Genomic DNA, 24,225 nt, shown 5'->3' on the forward strand with positions numbered 1-24,225 from the left:
TTATTCTATTATTATACACTTATTGCAAGTGTGATAAATTTAACTTTATAAGTGAAATTCATGCAATTAAATCTGCACAGTTTTGAGACATTCGTATCTATTGATCAAAGGTTTTGACTGCGTTACCTCGGGGCGTTAACAATTGTTGAATGCTGACTTCATCGGCAAGTCGGCAATCTAATTGTGGGCGCAAGACATCGCGTAAATAGGCAGCTATTTCATAAACCGCACGTCTTGAATGGCTTAAGTTTTGTGCAGGTTCCATCCAATCAAGTGGTACAGGAAGTGGTGCATTTATAGGCGTGCTATGAATTCCATTTAAGGCAAATTGTCTACGTGCTCGTGCCATATGATAATTATCGGTAACAAGGTAGACATGGTATAAAGGCACGCGCTTGGCGGTAAACCGTGCATTTTCACAAGTATTCATACTGGCATTTTCGCTAATAGGTTCATCGATGCCATGCTCTATAAGCCACTGACTCATCCAAGGGGCTTCTGCGCCACTGATAATGATAGGTAGGGGTAAGTCATGATAAGCAATAGCAGCGGTACGAATACGGTTCAGACTATAACCATTAAGGATAATTTGGTTGTTGTTGTCGTTCGTAAGACCGCCACCAAGGACAACGTAGGCAGAGGGTGTTGAGCCCATATCAGTAGCTGGTATCGCAGGCAATGACAAATGATCAAACACATAAATAACTGCACGAGAAAATAGTGGCGTGAACAGACTAACAAGAACCAGTATAATCGCTGTCGAACCCAATAAAAAAGTTATATTGATGATACGGAACACTTTAATCATGCGTTCAGCTGCGCGCAAGTAGTGACGGGACAGCTTATGAGACCATGAGCGCTTCTTAGACCCCATGCTCACCATATCCAACTGTACCATCAGCATTAACCCAAACCGGCTCACGAGCTAAAGTGATGGCAAACTTTTTATAAATACAGCTTATGATATGGTTTTGGGCTGCTACCACATCAGCTTGGGTGGCTTGATAAGGAGCGTGATTGGTAAGGACTAATGCTTGTTTTTTATGGGTAATAATTGGTTCAATACCGCCACCTTTTAAGCCTGCTTGCTCTATTAGCCAACCTGCTGCAACCTTGACTGTCGAATCTGGCATCGGGTAACCGACGATATCAGGATAGATGGTCTGTAATGATGTAAACTGGCTTTGAGTGATAATAGGGTTTTGAAAAAAGCTACCGCAGTTGGGTAGCTGGCTAGGGTCAGGGAGTTTTTGTTGTCGTATATCAATGATAGCGTGCATTACATCTACAGGAGCCAATTGACCACGCCCTTGCTGCTCAGCATAGCGTTGAGCCACTGTATGCACATCACCATAACTGGCCAATACCTTTGTTGCATCGGTATGCAAACGAAACCCCACCCGGCTGATTAGCCAAGTATTCGGTGTGCGCTTAAAAATACTATCGCGGTAGCCAAACCCACAGTCAGCAGCAGTGAGATGGTGCCAAGCTTTGGTCGGTAAGTGATAAGCGCGAACATACTGCAAACGGTCCTCTAGCTGCACACCATAAGCACCGATATTTTGTACAGGAGCTGCACCAGTGAGCCCTGGAATTAATGCTAAATTTTCTAGTCCGTACCAGCCTTGATTGACGGTATGAATAACCAAATCATGCCAGTTTTCACCTGCCATAACCTCAATATCGACATAGTCTTGGGTCCGATCGATAAGCGTAATACCACGCATGTGCAGTCGTAATACGATCGCTTGCAGATGCGTGGGCAATAAGACATTGCTACCACCAGATAGCACAAACAATGACGGATTAGGCTCAGTATTGTTTGTATAACTTGCCATAAAATGGTCTAGCTGTGCCTCCTCCGTCAATGTCACTACAGTATCAGCGATGCAAGCGAGCGCCATCGTATTGGCGTAAGACAGATCATGCAAGCAATCGTACTGAGCATTAGGAGCATGGTGCAAATCTATAGACATAACACGACCTATTAGACAAATAAATAAAAGCTATCAAAGCAACAGCTGAATATCAGCTAGGCTTTAATGCGCTGGCTATTATAAGGGATATACGGTATAAAAGCAGATAAAATGCTTGGATTTTGCTGTTTGGTATTATGACACTTACTCATTCAAACAACCCTTACATAGCCTTCCAGCTCTCTATCCATGCCTTCGCGCTCGACTCAATACGTTCAATGACATCTTCAAAATCATCTCCGTCACCTTTGTAGGGATCTGGAACGTCATCACCGCCATAAGTAGGATCTTCTTCGCTAAATAACGCCAGTTTAGCCAACGATTCTTGCGATGTATTGTCAATGCTATCTTTCAATGCTTGCAAGTCAGCCAAGTTCTGAGAATCCATTGCTAGAATTAAATCAAAGTCACGAAAGTCATCAGCATTTACCTGACGTGCAACCAATTTACTAATGTTGTAACCATGACCTTTAGCATGACGCTGCGATCTGACGTCAGGGGCATTTCCAACGTTCCAATCACCTGTACCTGCTGAATCTACCTTTATAGAAAGCCCTGCAATAGCAATTTGTTGACGAAAGATTTCTTCAGCAGTTGGTGAGCGACAGATATTACCTAAGCAAACCAATAAGATAGAGGATGGAGCGGAAGCTTTAACCAGCATAACATGACCTTTTATGACAAAAAATGCTACAGAAGACGAATATTAAGAATATGGTCCATTAGCGTGTCAGTATATAAATGAGTTGATACTAATCTAGAGAAGCAATAACACACAGTTATTCTTGCTCATTTTAACAGTTTTACTTGAAAATTATTATCATTTAGCGTGACTTATCAAGCGTAACGGTTAATACCGTGCATAACAAGCACACAGACTTAACAACAAAGTTTTTAATCCTTGTGGTGTTTAAAGCGTTGTAAATCACGGCGCTGTTTTTTATTGGGCTTATTATCAGGGCGTGCAAGGTTGGCAAGTTTGCGCTGCTCAGCATAGTAAGCACGGCGCTCTTCGCTCTCTTTAGTCTCTGAATACAAAACTTGGGCGGCAGTCGCGTTGCCACGTTGCGCAGTTAACGCTTCGACGACGACTGTCTTTTCTGTCATGGCAGTGGCTGAGCCCTGGCGAATGGTTAATTCATCACCGACCGAAATCTCTTTACTAGTCTTTACGCGACTACCGCCATAATGTACTCTTCCGCTTTCAATAGCTTGCTTGGCCAGGGTGCGCGTCCGATAAAAGCGTGCGGCCCATAGCCATTTATCGAGACGAATTTTAGCCAAGGCTTGGTTCTTATCATCAGTATTATTCTTCATAATTGCTACTCTATATCTATTTCTATATCAAATAAGATTAGGGCAACTTTAATATTTGCAAATAGATTTTTGTTATGAATAATACTGAGCATTGAGTAATAGGCGTTGAATGATAGTTGTAAGCGACCACTCATATTAAAAGAGGTAGCCTACTATACTAAAAGAGATCATCTGTCGCTTGTCGCTATTATTTATAGAACTGTTACTTCACTATACTATTTTAGGAACAGTTTATAGCCAATATTGTCATTTAGCATGGTGCAGTCATAACCGATGTCGAGTAGGGCGTCTTGTAACTGACGTGAATTACTCTCAGAGGCTTGCAGACCAACTAACACTCGTCCTTCAGCAGCACCATGATTACGATAATGAAAAAGCGTAATATTAAAATCATCACCCAACTTTTCTAAAAATGTCAGTAATGCTCCTGGGCGCTCAGGGAAGGTGATTTTTAGCAACTGCTCGTTTTCGACATGAGCATGACCTCCAATCAGATGACGAATGTGTGATTTGGCGATATCATCATCTGTTAAATCATGTGCTGCGTAGCCGTCAGCTGTCAATTGATCGTTAATGGTTTGACGTTCTCTCTCCCCATCTTTTAGAGCGATACCGACAAAGATTGAGGCAGGCTCCATCGAATCTGGCGACTTTTTGCTGTCAGCACGGTAGTTGAACTCTGTAATATTACGTCCATGTAAGCTGCGGCAGAAATTTAAAAATGCGCCAGTTTGCTCAGGAATAGTCACACCAAAGATGGCTTCTTTTTTCTCACCAATCTCAGTACGTTCAGCGATATAACGCAGGCGGTCGAAGTTCATATTGGCGCCGCAAATGATACCGACACAGTTTTTACCTTGTAGATTGTTAGCTTCGATATACTTTTTCATACCAGCGACTGATAATGCGCCAGCAGGCTCAACGATACTACGGTTTTCTTCAAAGATGTCTTTGATAGCCGCGCAGACTTCATCATTGGTACAGGTTACGACTTCAGGCTCAACGATTGGCCCCGAATTATCGCCTTTTTGCGTACGTACAACGTCAAAAGGCAACTCGCCAATTTGAGCAACTGCCACACCGTCGACGAACAATCCTACTTGCTCAAGTCTGACTCGCTCGTCTGCTTGTAGTGCTGCTTTAAGAGAAGCTGATTGTTCCGCTTCTACGGCGATGACTTTGACATGGGGAGCCACTTCACCTAAGAATGCTGCGACACCTGAGATGAGGCCGCCACCGCCCACCGCAACGAAAACATAATCCATGTTGCGCCATTGTTGGGTCAGCTCAAGTCCAATGGTACCTTGACCGGCGATGACCAGTTCATCATCGTAAGGGGGGATAAAGGTTAAGCCTTCACGCTCGGCGCGTTCGATCGCATAGCGGTTGGCTTGATCGAAGCTGTCTCCATGCAAGTCAACGTTGCCGCCAAGTGCTCTCACTGCATCTACTTTGATATCAGGTGTCGTCGTTGGCATAACGATGATGTTATTCAACGCTAACTTGCGGGCAGAGTAAGCAACGCCTTGTGCATGGTTGCCTGCTGAGGCGCAAATGACACCGCGCGCTTTTTGCGCATCACTTAATTGGCTAATGCGGTTATAAGCCCCGCGCAATTTAAAGGATTTGACTGGTTGCAAATCTTCACGTTTAAGTCGAATATCATTGGTAAAACGCTGGGTCAGCTTAGGTGCAGCTTCAAGTGGAGTTTGAATAGCAACATCATAAACCGTGGCTTGCAAGATGGCTCGTACCCAATGTGATAGCATAATAATCCCTAAACAAGTAATAAATGAAGATAAAAATGAAATAGATTAGCCTATGCTGATTTTGGCTATCTTGCAAGACTCAATTGCAAGTTTTGCTTAGAATTTGAAGCTATATTCATGTCAAATATTGAATCATTCCGAATAGTGTAATGAAGCAAGGACTCAATGAGAATTGGTATTACGCTAACATCGATTAAAATCATCAGTTATAATAGCCGCGCATTTTACCTTTTTTATAGTGTTAAGTTTATTTTGCCAAGGATTTATGATGAGCGATCAGCAAGCACAAAAGCAAGCCGCAGCCAAAGCTGCTCTAAGTTATATTGAAGATGACATGATACTTGGAGTAGGCACAGGCAGTACGGTCAACTGTTTGATTGAATTGTTGCCTACCTTAAAACTTGCTGGTGCTGTTGCCAGCTCACAGGTCACCGAAGATAAGCTACGTGCGCTTGGTATCGAGATAGTTGATCTGAACTTTGCCGGAACGCTCGATGTCTATATTGATGGCGCAGATGAAGTAAACGCACAACTGCAACTGGTTAAAGGCGGCGGCGGTGCACTCACTCGTGAAAAGATCGTCGCAGCGGCATCTAACAAGTTTATATGCATGGTCGATGAGAGTAAAAGTGTCGATATACTAGGACGCGCATTTCCAGTGCCGATCGAAGTGCTGCCGCAAGCTCGCTCCTATGTCGCTCGTCAGCTTGCGCAAATGGGCGGCGAACCAGTCTACCGTGAAGACTTTGTCACGGATTATGGCAACGTCATTCTCGATACTTACGACTTAGATGTCAGCAACCCCATTGCGCTTGAAAAAGAGCTTAACAATATCGTTGGAGTCGTGTGCAATGGTATCTTTGCTGCCAATCAAGCAGATGTGTTGCTAAAAGCAGGTAATGATGGAGTAACAACATTGACTCGTTAGACGGCTGGTTAACTAGTTGTTAATTGCTGATTGAAAACTAAAAAGGCAGAACACAATGTGATCTGCCTTTTTTATACGTAATGCTTTATGCATAAGTTTTTATAAGTACTTTGTTTGGTTATCTATGCAGGTAGCTTAATCTTATCTTTTAATAAAAATTCCATTAAAGCTTTTTGTGCATGTAGGCGATTTTCTGCTTCATCCCATACTACTGAGCGTGGATCATCGAGCATATCATGAGAAATCTCTTCGCCGCGATGGGCAGGCAAGCAATGCATAAACACCACTTCAGGATCTGCTTTATCTAAGAGTGACGGTGTGACTTGATAAGGAGCAAAACGACGCGCGCGAGTATTTTGCTCGGACTCTTGCCCCATGCTGGCCCAAACATCAGTGACGATTAGGTTAGAATCTTTTGCGGCATCTTGAACATTTTCAACCAAGCTGACACAGTGCGAAAAGCGCTCCATTAACTTGGGATCTGGCTCAAAACCGTACGGCGCTGCGACGCGTAGCTCAAAACCAAACTGATTAGCGGCTTGCATAAATGATGAGCACATGTTGTTACCGTCACCAACCCACGTCACGATTTTATTTTCAATACTGCCGCGATGCTCATAATAGGTCTGCATATCGGCGAGCAGTTGGCAGGGATGAAACTCATCGGTTAGAGCGTTGATAATGGGGACACCTGAGTACTTGGCAAAGGTCTCAACCTTTTCGTGACCAAAGGTGCGAATCATTATAATATCGACCATACTTGAGATCACGCGGGCAGAGTCTTCTAAAGGTTCACCGCGACCAAGCTGTGTATCGTTTGGCGACAAAAAGATGGCGCTACCGCCAAACTGTCCCATACCCGTCTCAAAGGAGATACGTGTGCGAGTTGATGACTTCTCAAATATCATGCCAAGCGTACGTCCAACAAAGGGCTGATATATCTCGCCTGCGTGTTGCATCTTACGCAGCTCGCTTGCGCGTTTGATTAGGTTTTCTAGTTCTTGTTTGGTTAAATCAGATAAGGTCAAAAAATGGCGCAAACTCATAGCAGTCCTAGCAGTCGATCACAGTCAATGAAACGTTATCAGCCGTCAATGGCGACAGGAAGCTACCTAAGCCGTGGTGACAACAAACTTTTAGTATAGCGCAATTACTTTCAATGTAAACGCCAAATTTTGATAACCAATGGCAGTCAGCTAGCAAGACTACACAGGTAGATTAAACGAGAATGCAACTAATCTCATAAAAGTAACTTTATGCACGCTTAGGACGTGCGCTCAACCTACACAGTAGCTCATAGCCAATCGTACCTGCATGACTGGCCACTTCATCAACGTGTGGCATAGCGCCCCATAGCACAACTTTACTATCAAGCTTAATATCTACTGGGGCTGCACTCAAATCAACCACAATCATATCCATAGCAACTCGACCACGAATAGGGCAGCGGTAGCTTGTACCGCTATCAGCATCTACAATACAAACATAAGCATCGTCGCTAACGACACGTGGATAGCCATCACCGTAGCCGACACTAACAAGAGCAGTTCTGACATCTTGCGCTGCAGTCCAGCGGCTACCATAACCAATGGCCTCTCCAGCATTGACTACATGCATAGCCATAATACGGGCGCTAAACTCCATCGCAGGCTTTAGGTTTAAGTCGATAGCCGACTGATCGATGACAGGGGAGCTACCATAGAGCATGATACCTGGGCGTACCCAATCATGATGGTGTTCAGGAAAGTTTACTACGCCTGCAGAGTTACACAATGAGCCTTCGACACTTGGGGTTATATGCTGTTGCAAATACTTCAACATGTCAGAAAAGCGCTGTATTTGAGTAGCGTTTAGCGGATGGTCACGATCGTCAGCATTGGCAAAATGTGTCGTAAGAATAAGTTGATAACCTACATCGTGCAAACGCTGTGCAGCTTCTATAACTGTCTTTTCATCAAAACCTAAGCGATTCATACCAGTATTGTATTTTAGCCAGACCTGCCGCGCTGGGCTATCGGCTGCTGGGACGTTCTCTAACGCCCAGTCTAACTGCGGTGTGTGGTGAATCACGCAGCTACAAGCATTATCGATAGCCTGCTGCCATTCATAAGCGCTAAACACCCCTTCGACTAGGCCAATTGCTTTATCCCAGCCCAATTGCCGTGCCTCTAATGCTTCAGTGAAGGTTGCCACACCAATACCATCTGCTTGCTTTAAAGCTGGTAATACAGCGGCCACGCCATGACCATAAGCGTTGGCTTTTACCATTGCCAGTACTTTAGCATTAGGCGCACGTTTTTTGACTTGAGTTAAGTTATGGGTAAGAGCGGCAGGGACAATAGTAATGTTAGCGGTGCGCATAGTTCACTTCTTTATTAGTATTTGGACGTTAGATAGTAGTTGTAATTAGCAGTTGTAGACAATTCGCTATAAAAACGATACAACAAGACTGGTATAAGTTTTTCGCAGCCACTGTCAGCGTAGACACAGCAAGCAAGAAAAATTTATACCAGTTGCGCATCACGTTACAACGTAATGATTTTATAATAAATTGATAGTTATTAATTGGGTATTATTCATCGTCAAAAGTCGCCCCTTGATAATACTCAGGCGTAAGGTTAATAAAGCGGGTAAACTGACCTTCAAAACCTAAACGTATGGTACCGATAGGGCCGTTACGCTGTTTACCGATGATGACTTCAGCCACACCTTTATGGTCTGAGTTTTCATTGTAAACTTCATCGCGATAAATGAACATAATCAAATCGGCATCCTGCTCGATCGCGCCAGACTCGCGTAGATCTGACATGATTGGACGCTTATTGGGCCGATTTTCCAGGCTTCGGTTCAGCTGTGATAGGGCAATGACTGGGCATTCAAGCTCACGCGCTAGGGCTTTTAAACTGCGCGATATCTCCGATATTTCTCCAACACGGTTACCATCAAGACTGGGGACTTTCATCAATTGTAGATAATCGACAATGATAGCGCCAATCTTACCATCATGGTTTTTTGCAATACGGCGGCAACGTGAGCGTAGCTCTGATGGCGGCAGGGCAGTACTGTCGTCAATATACAAATGCTTAGATTGCAGATGCTGAATTGCGTTCATCATTTTTGCCCATTCATCTTCGTTCATTTGTCCTGAGCGTAGATTGGTTTGATTAATCGCGCCCCACGAAGACAACAGACGCATTACGATAGATTCAGCGGGCATCTCCATAGAAAATACCACAACAGGCAGGTTTTCGTTAAACAATACACCTTCTGCCAAGTTCATCGCAAAAGTGGTCTTACCCATAGAAGGGCGTGCAGCGACAATGACCAAATCGCCCGCTTGCAGGCCTTGAGTTTTGTTATTTAGCTCAGCGAATGGGGTTTGCAGTCCAATCATACCGTCGGGATTGGATTTGAGCTCTTGAATTTTATCAATCACGTTGGTCAATACTGAGGTGATACCGACAGGTCCGCGCTGCTCAGCACGTTTGTTATGCTGCTCGTTGATACTAAATATTTTACCTTCAACACTATCTAAAATATCACTAACGCTTTGATCTTTTGGGTTATACGCTAGGGTTAGCATATCGTTACCCGTGGTAATAAGTTGGCGTAGGGTCGACAACTCTCGTACACGCTGAGCGTACGCTGTAAGGTTAAATAATGTCGCTGGACTTTGGCTTAAAATGTCAGCCAAATAGCTGTCACCACCAGCCGACTTGAGCAGCTTTTGAGCCTCCAGCCAGTCATGTACCATAACCGTATCATAAGGCTCATTTACCGCTGCCAAGTGAGCAATGGCATCAAATATGTGCTGATGACGCCCTGCATAGAAGTCATCTTTGGTGACGATATCGGCAATCTTGTCATAGGCCTCTTCAATACTCATCAAAGAAGCCAGCAGCGCTTTTTCAATATCTATATTGTGCGGAGGCTGCTGATTGAGTAAGTCGTCGGTTTTACTGGTGTCTGCCATGTGTACCTAAATGTATGTATGAGTTGATGTATTGATAAGTGAATGCCGCTAAAAAAGACACAGGTATTGTGCTTACAATAGACGTTATATTATAAAGGGGCGCGTTTAGTACCAATAGTAAGTACCATAAAACAGGCTTTAATTAATGCTACAATCAAAAGCGAAATTCTAGCACATTATGGCTGCCATAAGGCTGTTTGCAGATACTTTTCTCTATCTCTGCAAGGCACATAATAAAGATATTTAGTAGGTGTTGCCCTTAACTAAAAAACTAACCGATATATAAAAATACAGTAAAATTAAACAGTTAAGTAAAAATAAAAGGTGGATGTATGAAACAAAAACAGCCCTTATTAATCACCACAGGTGAGCCTGCTGGCATTGGGATGGACGTGGTTTTGTTACTTGCGCAAGAAGGTAAGCTACAAGATTTCAACCGTCCAATTTGGGTCACAGCTGATGCCAATGCTATGCAGGGACGTGCAGAGCAACTGCTAGCTACTGGCGCACTTAAAAACTGTCCAGCTTGGCAAAGTGCCACAGTGACTCCATCATTAGGCACTGATGTAAATGGTATGGATTTTGATACCATAAATAATGCATTTTTATTATTGGATGTACCTTGCGCTGCATCTGTGCGGGCAGGTCATATTGACATTGAGAATGCAGCAATGGTCGCCAAACAATTAGAAATCGCACATCAGCTTGCAACAAGTGAAACGGTAGCCGCTATCATCACTGGACCGTTACAAAAGTCTGCGTTAATTGATGCTGACATCAAACTTTTAGACGGCACGATGTTTAGTGGGCATACTGAGTTTTTTATGCAGCAAAGCGGTTGCAAAAAAGTAGTCATGATGCTGGCCAATCAGGCAATGAAAGTTGCGCTGGTGACCACCCACTTAGCGCTAAGAGATGTGCCGGCTGCTATCACGGCAGACAATGTCCGCAAAACAGTGCAAATTGTACTTGATGATATGCAGTCAAAGTTTGGCATAGCAAGTCCGCGTATACTGGTCTGCGGACTCAATCCGCATGCAGGTGAAGGTGGGCATTTAGGCACAGAAGAGATTGAAATTATTAATCCTGTACTACAAGCGTTTATCGCAGCTGGCGTAGACATCTCTCAGGCCATGCCCGCCGACACGTTGTTTACCACTAGACATCTGAGTAATTGTGATGCCGTGATTGCTATGTATCATGATCAAGGATTGCCAGTATTAAAGTCGCATGGTTTTGGCGATACAGTTAATTTAACACTAGGATTGCCTTATATTCGTACCTCAGTCGATCATGGTACAGCGCTGGATTTGGCAGGTCGCGGCGAGGCAAGTGCTACAAGCTTGTATCAAGCATTGGTCATGGCGAATGAAATGGCTAATAAATCATTGACTACATCATAAATGCGTAATTTAGCTCAGTGCTAAAATGCAGCCAGATTATAAGCTATGGTATAATTTTGCACCAATAACAAAGCTATAAAAGTCATTTTTTCATCGTATTATATTGTCGATGTTCAAGACCAAGCTATTGTGTTGCTCTACATTCTCATTTTTATTTTACTAATTAAGAATCTTTTATGTCCACAAACTCGTTTGATGCCAAGACATTAGCAGCTAGCTTGCGAACTGCGAAACACCAACCGCGAAAACGCTTTGGTCAGAATTTTTTGCATGACAGCAGTATTATTCGCCAGATTGTTGATAGTATTCGTCTAGACCGCGATGACAACTTAATAGAGATTGGCCCGGGTATGGGCGCGTTAACTGAGCCGTTATTGGCAGAAGTGGATGCGATGACTGTGGTCGAGCTTGACCGTGACTTGGCCGATAGTTTACGTATACGCATTGGCGCAAACAGTCACCCTAATTTTACGATTGTCAAAGAAAATGCCATGAATGTGGACTATCGTGAATTTTATAGTACCGATCGTGGCAAGCTACGTGTGGTAGGGAATCTGCCTTACAATATCTCAACGCCGATACTTTTTCATCTGCTAAGTTACTCTGATGTCATTCAGGACATGCATTTTATGCTACAAAAAGAAGTGGTCGAACGTATCACCGCGGACGTCGGTAGCAAAACTTACGGCCGTCTGTCCGTTATAATGCAGTATTATTGTGAAACGGATTATTTGCTGACCGTCCCTAAAGGCGCGTTTAATCCGCCGCCAAAGGTAACCAGTGCTGTGTTTCGTTTGACACCACATATCGAAAAACCAATTGTTGCAGAAGATGAGCAATACTTCGCTATTGTAGTACGTGAGACCTTTAATCATCGCCGTAAGACGCTGCGTGCTATTTTCAAAAAATCCACGCTACTGCCGACATTGAGTGAAGATGACTTTGCTGCTTGTGGTATCGATCCACAATCGCGTCCAGAAACACTGAGCGTTAGCGATTTTGTAGCTTTGAGTAATCAGGCAAAAAGCGTAGAAGAATAATACAAACATCGAGGAATTATGAGTTTTCGCCATCAATATGTCATCGGTGACTTACAAGGTTGCTATGCTGCGTATCAAAAACTACTTGAGACACTTAATTTTGACCCTACACAAGATAAATTGTGGTTTGCAGGTGACTTAGTCGCACGTGGAGAGGATTCGTTAAATACTTTGCGCCATGTGAAAGCATTATGCGAGCAGGGTGCGGCAGCGACAGTCCTTGGTAACCATGATTTAAATTTACTTGCAGTATGGCGGGGCGCAACTAAGATTAAGAAAAAAGATAAAACGGCGCCGATTTTTGCCGCTGAGGATAGAGACGACCTATTACAGTGGTTACGGTGTCAGCCGATTTTAGCATACCCTGATAGGCATACCGTATTGGTCCATGCTGGGATACCACCGCATTGGAGCATTGAGTCTGCCGCACAATATGCGCAGCAACTAGAAGCACAATTAAAGGGCAGTTTGAACCAACTTGATCGAGTGCTACCGCATTTGTATAGTAAGAACGCTGATGAGTGGCATGACAATATTAATGGCTTTACTAAGATGCGTGCGATAGCCAATTATTTTACTCGGATGCGGCTGTGCAAACAAGATGGGACACTTGAGTTTAGCTTTACATCCAGCTTAGATCAGCACATGCCCGATGACTTTATGCCTTGGTTTGAATGGCAAGTGCCACGGACGCGTAAGATATTATTTGGTCACTGGGCTGCGCTAAAAGGAGATGTGGACTTACCGCATGCTCGCGCGCTCGATGGCGGCTGTGTTTGGGGTAATTCTCTACTGGCTTACCGACTTAGTGATGGTAAAATCATTAGCTCAAGCACCCACTGTCCAAGCCCGTAACGAGGATTATAGCTAACCGCTGACCTTGATATATAAGGCTAAATAAGTAGTCTATTTTAGATGGTCTATCAATAGGTTTAAATAACTGGTTTTGCCAGGGTATAGTCAGGCCAGATTGGCGAGTCACCAATCCTCTCTATTAAGAAGTCGATAAAAACCCTAACTTTTACCGTCAGAACATTCGATTTTGGATAGATGAGCCACAGGCCCGTCTGGTCATCGATCGTGTAGTCGGGTAGGACATGGATCAGCGAGCCGTCAGCCAGTTCGCGGTGAACACTCCATAGTGAGTTCATTGAAATGCCTGCTCCAGCAATGGTTGCGACTTTCTGACTCAAGCCATCGTCAACGATAAGCCGGCTCTTGGTCAGTCGTGGATCGAACTCCTCAGTACTGCCATCATACCCAACAAACTTAATCAGTGCCGGCTCTTTGAATACAATGAATTGATGCGTCGCAAGGTCATCTGGATGCGAGGGCGTGCCCTGCTGATTCAAATACTCGGGGGAAGCGCAAAGGATTCGCATATCGTTAGCTAATTTTCGCCCTTTTAAGCTGCTATCTGATAGTGTTGAATTGCGCAGTGCCAGATCAAAACTGCCTTGGATAAGATCAAACTCCATATCTGTAAGCCGCAGGTCAAGAGTGTTACCTGGATGCAACTGTAGGAACTCAGGCAGGATAGGCGCGATGTAGAGCTGGGCAAAGGTGCTTGGCGCCGTGAACCTTAGGGTACCTGTCACAGTTGCATCGCCATGACCTAAAGCTGCGCGTGCAGCATCTTCTTGAGCTAAAATTTCCTTAGCATAAGGCAAAAAGTCCGCCCCTTCCAAAGACAAAGCCACCTTGCGCGTAGAACGATGCAAAAGATCCGCCCCTAACAACCTTTCTAGTTTTGCTAATTTGGCACTGGCCATAGATGGCGCCATACCCAGTTCCCGACCAGCGGCACTGATATTGAGTTTGTCGGCTGCCAGAACGAATAAACGAACGCTTTCTGTATCCATTAGATTATATCCAAATTACGAATTCTGTATTTCATAATAGCCAGTTTATTTTGTTTTTACGAAATATTATACTGATTATAACAATTAATCTTTAGGAGAAGCTCAATGAAAGCAATGATACTTAATGAATATGGTGACAATGCTAAATTTCAATTAGATGAACGACCTCAACCTGATGCAAAAGCTGGACATGTGGTAGTGCGAGTGGCTGCGACTAGTGTAAATACAGTTGATACCATGATCCATCACATGGGTAATGATCTACCGTTTTCACCCGATCTGCCGGCAGTACTCGGTATGGACTTTGCAGGCACTATTGAAACTGTTGGTGAGGACGTGACCGACTTTGCTCCAGGCGACGAAGTATATGGCTGCGCTGGAGGACTCGCAGACTTGCAAGGTACGCTGGCAGAATTCATGCTGGCTGATGCCAAATTGATTGCTCACAAACCAAAAAGCCTGTCGATGCGTGAGGCTGCGGCATTACCACTGGTTGGTATTACTGCCTTTGAAGGCTTGCAGAGAGCGGGTACTGGTACAGGACATAAGGTACTAGTTCACGGCGGCGCAGGTGGCGTAGGACATGTTGCCGTGCAATTGGCCAAACATTTCGGTGCTGACGTCTATTCAACTGTCTCCAATGAAAAGCAGATGGCTGTCATTGAAGGTTATGGCGCCACGGCCATTAATTATAAGACCGAAGACGTGGTAGATTATGTCGAAAAACATACTGACGGCGCGGGTTTTGATATTGTGTTTGACTCTGTTGGCGGAGAAAATCTAACCAAGTCTTTTGAAGCAGCTGTACTGAACGGACAGGTTGTAACGACGGTATCTATGCTAGAGCTGGATTTAACGCCGGTGCATTTTAAGGGTTTATCGTTGCACGTTGTCTTTATGCTTATTCCAATGCTGCAAAACTATAAGCGAGAAGATCATGGCGCTGCTTTAGCGAAATTAGCCAAAATTGTGAATACGGGTGCACTTAAACCATTACTTGATGAGACGCAGTTTGATCTCAAAGAAGTTGGCAAAGCATACGACCGGCTAACCAGCGGACAAGCAATCGGTAAAGTGGTTGTAGAAATCTGAATCATTGCCAAAACTGACTTGTCGCCCTAGCAAATATTAACCTGAATAAGTCTTTGACGACTAAACCGCCAAAACAGCCGTATTAACTTGGCAGCTTTGGTGGTTTTTTAGGTTTCGGCAAGGGCGTTTTTGCATCACCAGAGGCCTTGCCATCAGAGCTTTTATCGTGATTGCTGGTTTTTTCATTACTCACATCCCCTAATGTTTTAGTGACTTTATCATATTGGATATCACTATAGTAAGGCACGCTATTTAGCTCTTCATCTACTAACCCATCATCAAGATCAATAACTTTTTTAGTAGCATCTTTATTTACAAGATCTTCCTGTCCATGATTTTGAGACTGTTTGTCATAATGTATATCCGTGGTCGTCCGTTCACCTTTTGCATCAATAGGAACAGAATTAGGGATGATCTTGACGTCAGATAGACGTCTTACCACGTAATTGCTGGGCAATGGTTTCCCACCTTTTTGTCCAGCAGTATCATCGAATATCATACGACCTTGGCTATCAATGCGTGCATATTTCATCGGTTTGTCACGTGGCCAAAAAAAGTCAGATGGATGACTGACGATGTGACCAAAAACAAGCTTAGATAGTCTACGCCACTCAAAAAAGCGGACCTCTTTTGATCGTAAGGCGACCAAAAGTGCCAAAGAGAAACTGACCATTAAGTTGACGATACCGATAAGTGCGACGCCAAGAATAGAGGTCAAAACCACATCCCAACTTATCTGAGCCGCTGACATATTGAACAGTCCATGAGCCAAATTAGCAGACGCAAATGCAATATGACGAATATCAATCGGTAAACCAAATAAATAACCAATGGTTGCAGTGCTACCTAAAAATACGCCAAATAAAAAATTGCCCATGATAGCGCCAAGATTGGCCTCTATAAAGCCGCTTAAGCGTCGCAGCCATCTCTTGGGTAATAAACGCTGAAGTAGCCAGTGTCTATTAATACGAGCACCAATTTTATTGTAAACAGCTAAATTGTCGTAGTAGCCTGCAATGAGACCAGACAAAAACAGATATACTCCAGCGATGGCCGCGTGAGGTAGGGCTAATGAACGAAAAGGATCTAGGTCATGAAGTAAGTGACCAGCTTTTTCGGTATCAATCATCGGCGTACCTGTATATTGCAACCATGCAAAAGAGATGATTAATGCAACAGGGATGGCCAGCATGATATTACCCATGATAGCGATGAACTGGGTGCGCAAGATATCGACTACTAGCTCTGATAACTTCGTCAGTTGGTGTGACTTTTTGCCTGAGCCCTCTGATATGGTTGAGGCAATAGCAGCAGCAGTCATCGCTGGCTGCTTGGTTGCAACCGTACCATGAACGATATGAATAAAGACAAAACCTAGGCCATAAATCATGCTGTTTATAAAGGCTCGGCCCATTGGCGCAAGGGCCAAATGATAGGCCAAGATTTTAATAGTAGCCATAAAAGCAATAAAAAACCCCCCAATGGACGCTTTTTTGAACATTTTTTGATAGCCAGCTTTGTCTGTGCTGATATAGTGCTCGCCGACGCGGCTGGCATTTTCAGTGACTTTACGTGATAACAGCTTAGTATTGTTGTCGATTAGATAGCCGATGCTATAACGACGATTGGCAGTAGTAATGAGAGTTTGGATCAGATTGATCACGGCTTGGTCGCGATTCTGACCACTATCAGCGACCAGCTCAGTCAAGATACGTATGCGTTGTAAGCTTTGATCAAGCCGTAGCATCATATTGGTCAAGCGAATAGAGATACCAGTTTTGTAGATGCGTTTACGTACTGTTGCAACGATATCTTCACACTGCTCGAGCATGACCAGTAGGGGCGCAGGATCAACCGCATGTTCAGGCGTAATGTCCGTTAAAGTGTCAAGCTCGTGCGCCTGCCGATATTGATTGACAAATAATACGGCTTCTTGGTTTTGAGCGACAAAAGATGCGGAATAGTTCAAGATTTGCGGATAAGCTTCCATTAGATCAGGGTGCAGACCAATACCGCTAATACGATAAGATAAAATAACTATGGCATTTAAAATACTGTTTTTGGCTGTCGCTACTAAGTATAAATGCTCTTCTTTAACGTTAAGCAGATCAACCAGCGCTTCCCATTTGTCTTTTTCGATGTGAGCAAGCCAGCGTTCATCTTGACGCTTATGAAACAGATAACCGACTAACTCAACGACTGAGTCATCTTGAGGCAGGAGCGGTAAAAACCGATGACCAAGCAAGCGACGCAAGCTACTAAAAAACCCTTCATCTGACATAATACCAGTATCGGTATATAGAGAGATTTGACGATATTGGATGATGAGTTTTAATACAAAGCTTGCAAGACCATCGCTATATTCTGGATGCTGGCGCAAAATATCGATAAGGATTTGGATGTTTTGATTGGCGAGTGTAGGTTCTTTTTCAGTGACCCGCAGCTCATCGATCAAACGTCGAAGTACAGATGGCTCTGGCACATCACTTAAGGCAGTAATCTGTTGTAAAATGCGTTTTATCTCTGACACAGCGTACTCTTTATCGTTATTATTCTGTTAGTTGATGTTTTACTGTTTTGATGTGTATGGCAATGCTTGTAAGGTACTGCTCTTGGGGGTTATATAAAGAGTCTATATTGATGTATTTACTGAGCACTAGATACAAGTATTGGTGTTAAGTTGAAAGCTAATGCAGGTTATTTTAATCGCAAGTGCATGGTAATGTTTAGTTATTTTGTTAGCAGTTGTTTTGAATATAGTTTTGGCAAAAAAAAGGACAGTAATTATACTGTCCTTTTTTATTCATAAATCTCATTGATGCCTAAGCAGCTATCAATTTTAAAAAACTTGATTAGCTGGCAGGAACGTTAAAATAGTCTAAATCAAAGTTCATCATCGGATCGCTACCAGCTTTGACCATTTGGGCGTGCGCATCAATACGCGGTAAAACACGACCAACAAAGTAATCAGCAAGCTTGGCTTTGTTGATATAAAACTCACCGTCTTTACCATTTGCCGCTTCAACCATTAGCGCAAACATATATGAGTAGCATAGATAACCAACCGCATGCATATAATCCACTGCGCAGCCATTAATCTCATTTTTACGAGAGCCAATGTTAGTCAAGACTGTCTTAGTTAACTCTTCAACGGTATCAGCAGCATCCAATGTCGCTTGCTTAATACCATGATCAGCCTGCATATTACTCACATAATCGCGAATTTCACCTAAGAAGTGAGTAATATATTTACCATCATTACGAGCAACTTTACGGCCTAACAGATCAAGTGCTTGAATACCGTTTGCACCCTCATAAATCTGAGCAATACGCGTATCACGTACGATTTGCTCCATGCCCCATTCACGGACATAACCATGACCACCAAAGACCTGCTGACAATCAACAGTGGCTTCTAACGCTTTATCAGTCAAGAATGCTTTTGCGATCGGCGTGAGTAGAGCAACACGCGCAGCAGCGGCTTGAGCTGCTTCAGGATCTGTGCTGAACTTTTCAGTGTCGAGTTGTTTTGCAACATACATCGCAAAACAGCGTGATGCCTCGCTATTGGCTTTAGCATTCAATAGCATACGACGCACATCGGCATGATGAACGATAGCATCAGCTGGTTTTTCTGGACTTTGTAGCTGAGTATCGCTACGACCTTGAGCGCGTTCAAACGCATAAAGCGCAGCGTTTTGGTAAGCAAGCTCAGTACCACCAAGCCCTTGTAGACCCATCGTTACGCGCTCATAGTTCATCATAATAAACATTGACGATAGACCAGTATTTTCAGCACCAACCATCCAGCCCTTTGCATCATCAAAATTCATGACACAAGTCGCTGAGGCTTTGATACCCATTTTGTGTTCGATAGAGCCAGCTGATAAGGTGTTACGTTCGCCTACGCTGCCATCATCATTGACTAAGAATTTTGGTACAACAAACAGAGAGATACCTTTTGAGCCTTCTGGAGCATTTGGCGTCTTAGCTAGTACGAGATGAATAATGTTTTCAGTTAAGTCGTGCTCGCCACCAGTGATAAAGATTTTGGTACCGGAGATGTTATAGCTACCATCATCATTTGGCACAGCTTTGGTTTTGATAATACCTAAGTCAGTACCTGCGTGCGGCTCAGTTAAGCACATGGTGCCTGACCATTCGCCTGAATACATTTTTTCTAAATACGTTTGCTTTTGCTCTTCTGAACCAGCCGCGTTGAGACATAAGGTGGCACCAACCGTTAGGTTAGGGTAGAGCGTAAATGATTGGTTGGTGGTAAAAAGCATCTCTTCGGTGAGCATGGTGACCATTTTTGGAAAACCTTGACCGCCATACTCAGGATTACCGCCAAGTCCGACCCAACCTGATTCAGCATATTGCTGATAAGCTTCTTTAAAGCCTTTAGGGGTAGTAACAACACCATCGCCTTGATAAGTCGCGCCTTCTTCGTCACCAGTACGATTGATAGGCAATAGAACGTTTTTGCTCAACTTGGCCATTTCTTCTAAAATCATATCGACTGTTTCCATGTCGACATGAGATAAGTTGTCGTTATTTTGCCAAAACTCAGGAGCCTTAAAAACATCTGTTAAGATAAAGCGCATGTCAGTTAGAGGGGCATTATAAACAGCCATAAACATTCCTTTGGTTTAAAATTAATAGAGTTGTGTACATATTTGCTTATATTTATCATGATGTTCTTTAACTGTCATGGCAAATAACGCAATGGTTTTTATTAAGTTGAGCCTATGATAATCAGTAAAGTTTAGCAAATTAATGGCTAAGCTTGTGTATCTCTTAGTGAATAGTGCGTACACCAAAAGTCGGTCGCCACTATTGTAGTGCCTAAATAAAGCACAAAAAAGAAAGCTTTATCGAAAGTTTGCTAGCCATAAAATAAACTACTGATTACAAAACATGACCGATTAACGGCAGCTTTGGCTCATGTGTTTAATGAAAACTAGGTTAGGTCAACATGTCCTAATGAGTGATCCAAGAAAAACCGCAGCATCTCTTTTGAAGCATTCGGCCCCTTGGGGTCAGTATAAGATCCTGCGCTACTGCCACCTGCCCAGCTATGTCCAGCGCCATGAATCTTCCAATATTCCAACTGGTTAACTCCTTGACTATCACGAATCTCTGTTTGGGTGCTACGACAATTTTGCTCAGAACATTGCTTATGCTGGCGGGTCGTTAAACCAGTCTTTTGCGCTTGTAAGCGCTGTTCTGCCTGCTCAAAGATCTGTCCGCCATTACGGATGCTCACCGTATGATCCTGATCGCCATGAAACACGATCATCGGGACAAACTTACTGCTTCCTGTATGTTTTGGAGCAGCAGAGCCACCCTGACGCATGGCCATTAATGCAGATGGTAAATCAGTGGCACTACGATAAGCCAACCCTGAATGAACGCCAACTGCTGCAAACATCTCGGGATAATTCTCTGCCATAATCACTGCCATAGCAGCGCCTGCAGATAGCCCCGCAATATATACACGTGATGAATCTACTGCGTAATTCTTAATAATGGATTTAGTCAATGCCGCAAGCCATGCAGGCTCACCCTGACCTTGCTGTTGATCAGTAGGTTTGAACCAGTTCCAACAGCGATTTTGATTAGCAGAAGCTGGCTGAGAAGGATAGACAATCAGGCAACGGTGCTCTTCTGCCAATTCATTCATACGTGTACCTGCTGCAAAATCTTCCGGCGATTGAGTACAACCATGCAACATGACTATTAGAGGCAAGCGCAAGCCTTCTTCTACCGCTTGAGCGTAGTTTGAAGGAATATATAACCGGTAGTCATGACTGCCTTGAGAGGACTTAAGAGTGCCTTTGAGAAACTGGGCATTGTCAGGAATAGACGGTTCGATATGTGTATCAACCCCAGTACGCAGAGCACTTACATTCATAACCGTTGGCAAGTCCAGCTTAAAGTTTTTCATTTTATCTGTAAAATCTTGCAATTTATCAGGCAGCTTACTAAATAGCTCATCAGTGCCTGTTCGCTTGTCTGTCGGGGACGTGCGATCTTGTGACATTGGCACATCAGATGTTACACCAGGCGTCACATCCTTAATAGGCGTCACATCTTTAATAGGGTTTTTTTCGGTATGACTGGCTGGTGCTGCCCCGCTTAAGTTCTTTTGAATGGCAATGGTGGCTTCTTTTAGCTGACCAGATTTCATAAGTTCCATAGCTTCTTTGAGATGCGGCGGTGTCATATTAAATTTTGAAAAATCCATTGGCTATTTCCTTGATATATCTATAAATGTTAAGGGTGGCTGCAAAAGTAAAAACAGATGCTTAAACCATTTTGTTAACCAAAACTGCTTTTATCTCTGGGCTTGCTTGCAGCACCCCTAATACAGTAATGCTTTCAATAGTGGCCTCTACAAGCTCTGGAGTTACATCGGCGGCGATGGTCGCCAGACCCAATACTTGAATATGTAGTTTTTCATTACGTTCTTGAACAGCTTCAAGGTCAGCGCGAGTGTAATGCCGTAGTCCTAACTCTAAAGTTTTACGAGCAACGGTTTGACGTACCACATCAGCATGTGTGGTTAGCTGATTACGTATCGCAGTGCGAATAAAGTCAGTGCGATTAGAATAGAAACCTTCTTGCACCATCAAATCTACTTGTCCAAGATCTACGTAGCCGAGATTAATAGTGACCTTTTCTGTCTCGCCTGCGCGAGCGCGAATAGGCGTTGTATTCTTGCTTGCCATCATATAATCCTTATAATGAACTCTCTTAATTTCAATATTATACTCCATATGGATTCCATTTGGAGTATATATTTTATATTTTGGAAAAAATTAATAAGCCAATACCAAAAAAATCGGCAACACACCTAAGTATGTTGCCGATAGTGGTACCGCGTCTAAATTCTTAATCAATCAAAAGTGGTAGCAGTTAACCATAATAGAATCCATTACAGCTCAATTCTAAAAAGCAAATTGATCAACGTTCATGCTCATGTATGGCTCAACACCAGTGTTGATGCGCTTTACATGGGTAGTAGTACGCGGTAATAGCTTAGCAAAATAGAACTGTGCCGTCTTTACCTTGGCATCATAGAAAGCATGCTCACTGTTGCCGTTTTTAATCTCAGTCTGAGCAATAAGTGCCATACGTGCCCATAAGTAAGCAAGGGTAACATAGCCACTGAAATACATGTAATCAACGGCAGCACCGCCAACAGCATCTGGGTTTTCAGTCGCTTGCATGCCAATACGTGCAGTCAAATCACCCCATTCTTTTAGATGCTTGGCAAGTGGACGAATGAACTGTCCCATCTCATCATTGTCTTTATTTTCTTCACAGAACTTCTGAATGATATTAGAAAAGTTTGCCAGCAATTTACCTTGTGAGCCTAAGACTTTACGGCCCAGTAAATCAAGCGCTTGAATCTCAGTGGTACCTTCATATAAACAAGCAATACGGGTATCACGGACGTTTTGTTCCATACCCCATTCACTGATAAAGCCATGACCACCATAGACTTGCACACCATGATTAGCGGCTTCTAGACCAGTTTCAGTTAAGAAAGCTTTGGCAATCGGCGTCAGTAATGACAGCATTTGATCGGCAAACTTAAGGTCATCGCCTTCACCTTTTGCCACCGTATCAGCAAAATGAGAGAGATAATATACTAGTGCGCGGCCCCCTTCAGCGAAGGCTTTTTCAGTCAATAGCATATTACGGACAGCTGGATGCACAATGATAGGGTCAGCGACTTTATCTGGCGCTTTGGCACCTGACAAAGAACGCATCGCTAGGCGGTCTTTGGCATAAGTCAATGAGCCTTGGAACGCATATTCTGCTGCAGTCAAACCTTGAACAGCCGTACCGATACGTGCCACATTCATAAAAGTAAACATGCATTGTAGGCCGCGGTTTTCAGGACCAATCAAGTAACCTGTTGCGCCATCGAAGTTCATTACGCAAGTGGCAGAAGCTTTGATACCCATTTTGTGTTCGATAGAGCCGCAGACAACATTGTTGTTTTCGCCCAAGCTGTTATCTTCGTTGACCATTACTTTAGGTACGATAAACAGTGAGATGCCTTTGGTGCCGGCAGGTGCGCCTGGTAGACGCGCCAGCACAATATGAATAATGTTTTCAGCCAAATCATGCTCGCCGGCTGAAATAAAAATCTTTTGACCAGTGATGCTATAACTGCCATCGTCATTTGGCTGAGCTTTGGTACGAATAATACCTAAGTCAGATCCTGCATGCGCTTCAGTAAGACACATAGTTCCTGACCATTCGCCAGTGACCATTTTTTCTAAATACGTTTCTTTTTGGCTATCAGTACCGTGATGCTCGATGGTTTGGATAGCACCATGGGATAAGCCTGGGTACATAGAGAATGACCAGTTAGCCGTACCTACCATCTCATTAATGACGGTAGATAACGAAAACGGCATGTTTTGACCACCAAACTCTTCTTCAGCAGAAAGCGCAGGGAAGCCAAGCTCACAGTACTGTTGATAAGCTTCTTTAAAGCCTTTAGGTGTGGTTACTTTACCATTATCGAAATGGCAGCCCTCAGCATCGCCACTTTGATTCAGTGGTGACAATTCGTTTTCAGCAAAGCTTGCAGCCATCTCAAACAGGCTGTCCATTAGCTCACGATCGGGTTCTTGAAATTTTGGTAGACGTTTATAGTGGCTTTCGCTATCAAGTAGCTCATGCATAACGAATTGAATATCACGTAATGGGGCTTTGTACTGCATAACTTCCTGTCCTTTTTTTGATATGACCGACAGCAAACAAACGACTTGGTTTGTGATTATTTTGACTGTTAGTATGTTACTGATATCAGATTTGCCTACAAGAAAGACTTAGGGCAGC

Annotated in this window: 19 protein-coding genes; 5 read left to right on the forward strand and 14 right to left on the reverse strand. The window is 43.5% G+C overall.

Going from position 1 to position 24,225, the window contains the following annotated elements; genetic code table 11:
- Nucleotides 1–97: 97 nt before the first annotated feature.
- From BTV98_RS05540 to ilvA, 5 genes are all read right to left on the reverse strand, one after another.
- Nucleotides 98–874: a YdcF family protein gene (locus BTV98_RS05540; protein ID WP_058368903.1), complete on the reverse strand. Its 777-nt coding sequence runs from the start codon at nucleotides 872–874 to the stop codon at nucleotides 98–100.
- The gene (gene murB, locus BTV98_RS05545; RefSeq protein ID WP_075103096.1) at nucleotides 864–1,976 is read right to left on the reverse strand and encodes a UDP-N-acetylmuramate dehydrogenase; all 1,113 of its coding nucleotides are present in this window, start codon (nucleotides 1,974–1,976) and stop codon (nucleotides 864–866) included. Before murB ends, BTV98_RS05540 begins: the two co-directional genes overlap by 11 nt.
- Nucleotides 1,977–2,139: 163 nt before the next feature.
- Nucleotides 2,140–2,640, reverse strand: coding sequence for a low molecular weight protein-tyrosine-phosphatase (locus tag BTV98_RS05550; protein ID WP_058368901.1), 501 nt, complete (start codon nucleotides 2,638–2,640; stop codon nucleotides 2,140–2,142).
- Between the two features lie 230 nt (nucleotides 2,641–2,870).
- Complete coding sequence (locus BTV98_RS05555; protein ID WP_058368900.1) at nucleotides 2,871–3,293, reverse strand: RNA-binding S4 domain-containing protein; 423 nt, start codon at nucleotides 3,291–3,293, stop codon at nucleotides 2,871–2,873.
- A gap of 215 nt (nucleotides 3,294–3,508) precedes the next feature.
- The gene (gene ilvA, locus BTV98_RS05560; protein ID WP_058368899.1) at nucleotides 3,509–5,062 is read right to left on the reverse strand and encodes a threonine ammonia-lyase, biosynthetic; all 1,554 of its coding nucleotides are present in this window, start codon (nucleotides 5,060–5,062) and stop codon (nucleotides 3,509–3,511) included.
- Nucleotides 5,063–5,330: 268 nt separating this feature from the next.
- Here ilvA and rpiA point away from each other — a divergent pair, with 268 nt between their 5' ends.
- Nucleotides 5,331–5,990 (forward strand): ribose-5-phosphate isomerase RpiA, encoded by a 660-nt coding sequence (gene rpiA / locus BTV98_RS05565; RefSeq protein WP_058368898.1) that lies wholly within the window; start codon nucleotides 5,331–5,333, stop codon nucleotides 5,988–5,990.
- A gap of 122 nt (nucleotides 5,991–6,112) precedes the next feature.
- On the opposite strand, the gene argF is transcribed toward rpiA, so the two are convergent.
- The 3 genes from argF to dnaB all read right to left on the reverse strand — a co-directional run bounded on the left by argF (nucleotide 6,113) and on the right by dnaB (nucleotide 9,963).
- Nucleotides 6,113–7,036 (reverse strand): ornithine carbamoyltransferase, encoded by a 924-nt coding sequence (gene argF / locus BTV98_RS05570; RefSeq protein WP_075103097.1) that lies wholly within the window; start codon nucleotides 7,034–7,036, stop codon nucleotides 6,113–6,115.
- A 208-nt stretch (nucleotides 7,037–7,244) separates the two neighbouring features.
- Nucleotides 7,245–8,351, reverse strand: coding sequence for an alanine racemase (gene alr, locus BTV98_RS05575; RefSeq protein ID WP_058368896.1), 1,107 nt, complete (start codon nucleotides 8,349–8,351; stop codon nucleotides 7,245–7,247).
- A 211-nt stretch (nucleotides 8,352–8,562) separates the two neighbouring features.
- Nucleotides 8,563–9,963, reverse strand: coding sequence for a replicative DNA helicase (dnaB, locus tag BTV98_RS05580; protein ID WP_058368895.1), 1,401 nt, complete (start codon nucleotides 9,961–9,963; stop codon nucleotides 8,563–8,565).
- A gap of 332 nt (nucleotides 9,964–10,295) precedes the next feature.
- Between dnaB and pdxA the strand changes: the two genes are divergently transcribed.
- The 3 genes from pdxA (at nucleotide 10,296) to BTV98_RS05595 (ending at nucleotide 13,261) form a co-directional block, all read left to right on the forward strand.
- Nucleotides 10,296–11,366: a 4-hydroxythreonine-4-phosphate dehydrogenase PdxA gene (pdxA, locus tag BTV98_RS05585; RefSeq protein ID WP_058368894.1), complete on the forward strand. Its 1,071-nt coding sequence runs from the start codon at nucleotides 10,296–10,298 to the stop codon at nucleotides 11,364–11,366.
- Between the two features lie 176 nt (nucleotides 11,367–11,542).
- Nucleotides 11,543–12,406: a 16S rRNA (adenine(1518)-N(6)/adenine(1519)-N(6))-dimethyltransferase RsmA gene (gene rsmA / locus BTV98_RS05590; RefSeq protein WP_058368893.1), complete on the forward strand. Its 864-nt coding sequence runs from the start codon at nucleotides 11,543–11,545 to the stop codon at nucleotides 12,404–12,406.
- 18 nt (nucleotides 12,407–12,424) lie between these two features.
- Entirely contained in the window at nucleotides 12,425–13,261 is an 837-nt protein-coding gene (locus BTV98_RS05595) for a symmetrical bis(5'-nucleosyl)-tetraphosphatase (protein ID WP_058368892.1), read from the forward strand.
- 77 nt (nucleotides 13,262–13,338) lie between these two features.
- Here the strand turns inward: BTV98_RS05595 and BTV98_RS05600 are convergent, their stop codons facing one another.
- Nucleotides 13,339–14,268, reverse strand: coding sequence for a LysR family transcriptional regulator (locus BTV98_RS05600; RefSeq protein ID WP_075103098.1), 930 nt, complete (start codon nucleotides 14,266–14,268; stop codon nucleotides 13,339–13,341).
- Nucleotides 14,269–14,373: 105 nt separating this feature from the next.
- Here BTV98_RS05600 and BTV98_RS05605 point away from each other — a divergent pair, with 105 nt between their 5' ends.
- Complete coding sequence (locus BTV98_RS05605; RefSeq protein ID WP_058368890.1) at nucleotides 14,374–15,360, forward strand: zinc-dependent alcohol dehydrogenase family protein; 987 nt, start codon at nucleotides 14,374–14,376, stop codon at nucleotides 15,358–15,360.
- 82 nt (nucleotides 15,361–15,442) lie between these two features.
- Here BTV98_RS05605 and BTV98_RS05610 read toward each other — a convergent pair whose 3' ends face one another.
- The 5 genes from BTV98_RS05610 to BTV98_RS05630 form a co-directional block, all read right to left on the reverse strand.
- Complete coding sequence (locus BTV98_RS05610; RefSeq protein WP_058368889.1) at nucleotides 15,443–17,890, reverse strand: site-specific recombinase; 2,448 nt, start codon at nucleotides 17,888–17,890, stop codon at nucleotides 15,443–15,445.
- 322 nt (nucleotides 17,891–18,212) lie between these two features.
- Nucleotides 18,213–19,997: an acyl-CoA dehydrogenase C-terminal domain-containing protein gene (locus BTV98_RS05615; RefSeq protein ID WP_058368888.1), complete on the reverse strand. Its 1,785-nt coding sequence runs from the start codon at nucleotides 19,995–19,997 to the stop codon at nucleotides 18,213–18,215.
- Between the two features lie 326 nt (nucleotides 19,998–20,323).
- Complete coding sequence (locus BTV98_RS05620; RefSeq protein ID WP_058368887.1) at nucleotides 20,324–21,610, reverse strand: PHB depolymerase family esterase; 1,287 nt, start codon at nucleotides 21,608–21,610, stop codon at nucleotides 20,324–20,326.
- Between the two features lie 61 nt (nucleotides 21,611–21,671).
- Nucleotides 21,672–22,094: a hypothetical protein gene (locus tag BTV98_RS05625; protein ID WP_058368886.1), complete on the reverse strand. Its 423-nt coding sequence runs from the start codon at nucleotides 22,092–22,094 to the stop codon at nucleotides 21,672–21,674.
- 219 nt (nucleotides 22,095–22,313) lie between these two features.
- Nucleotides 22,314–24,107 carry an acyl-CoA dehydrogenase C-terminal domain-containing protein gene (locus tag BTV98_RS05630; protein WP_075103099.1) on the reverse strand — a complete coding sequence of 598 codons (1,794 nt, stop codon included), beginning with the start codon at nucleotides 24,105–24,107 and terminating at the stop codon, nucleotides 22,314–22,316.
- Between the last annotated feature and the right edge of the window lie 118 nt (nucleotides 24,108–24,225).

This window comes from Psychrobacter sp. Cmf 22.2, assembly GCF_001921745.1.
In the GTDB taxonomy this organism is placed as follows: Bacteria; Pseudomonadota; Gammaproteobacteria; order Pseudomonadales; family Moraxellaceae; genus Psychrobacter.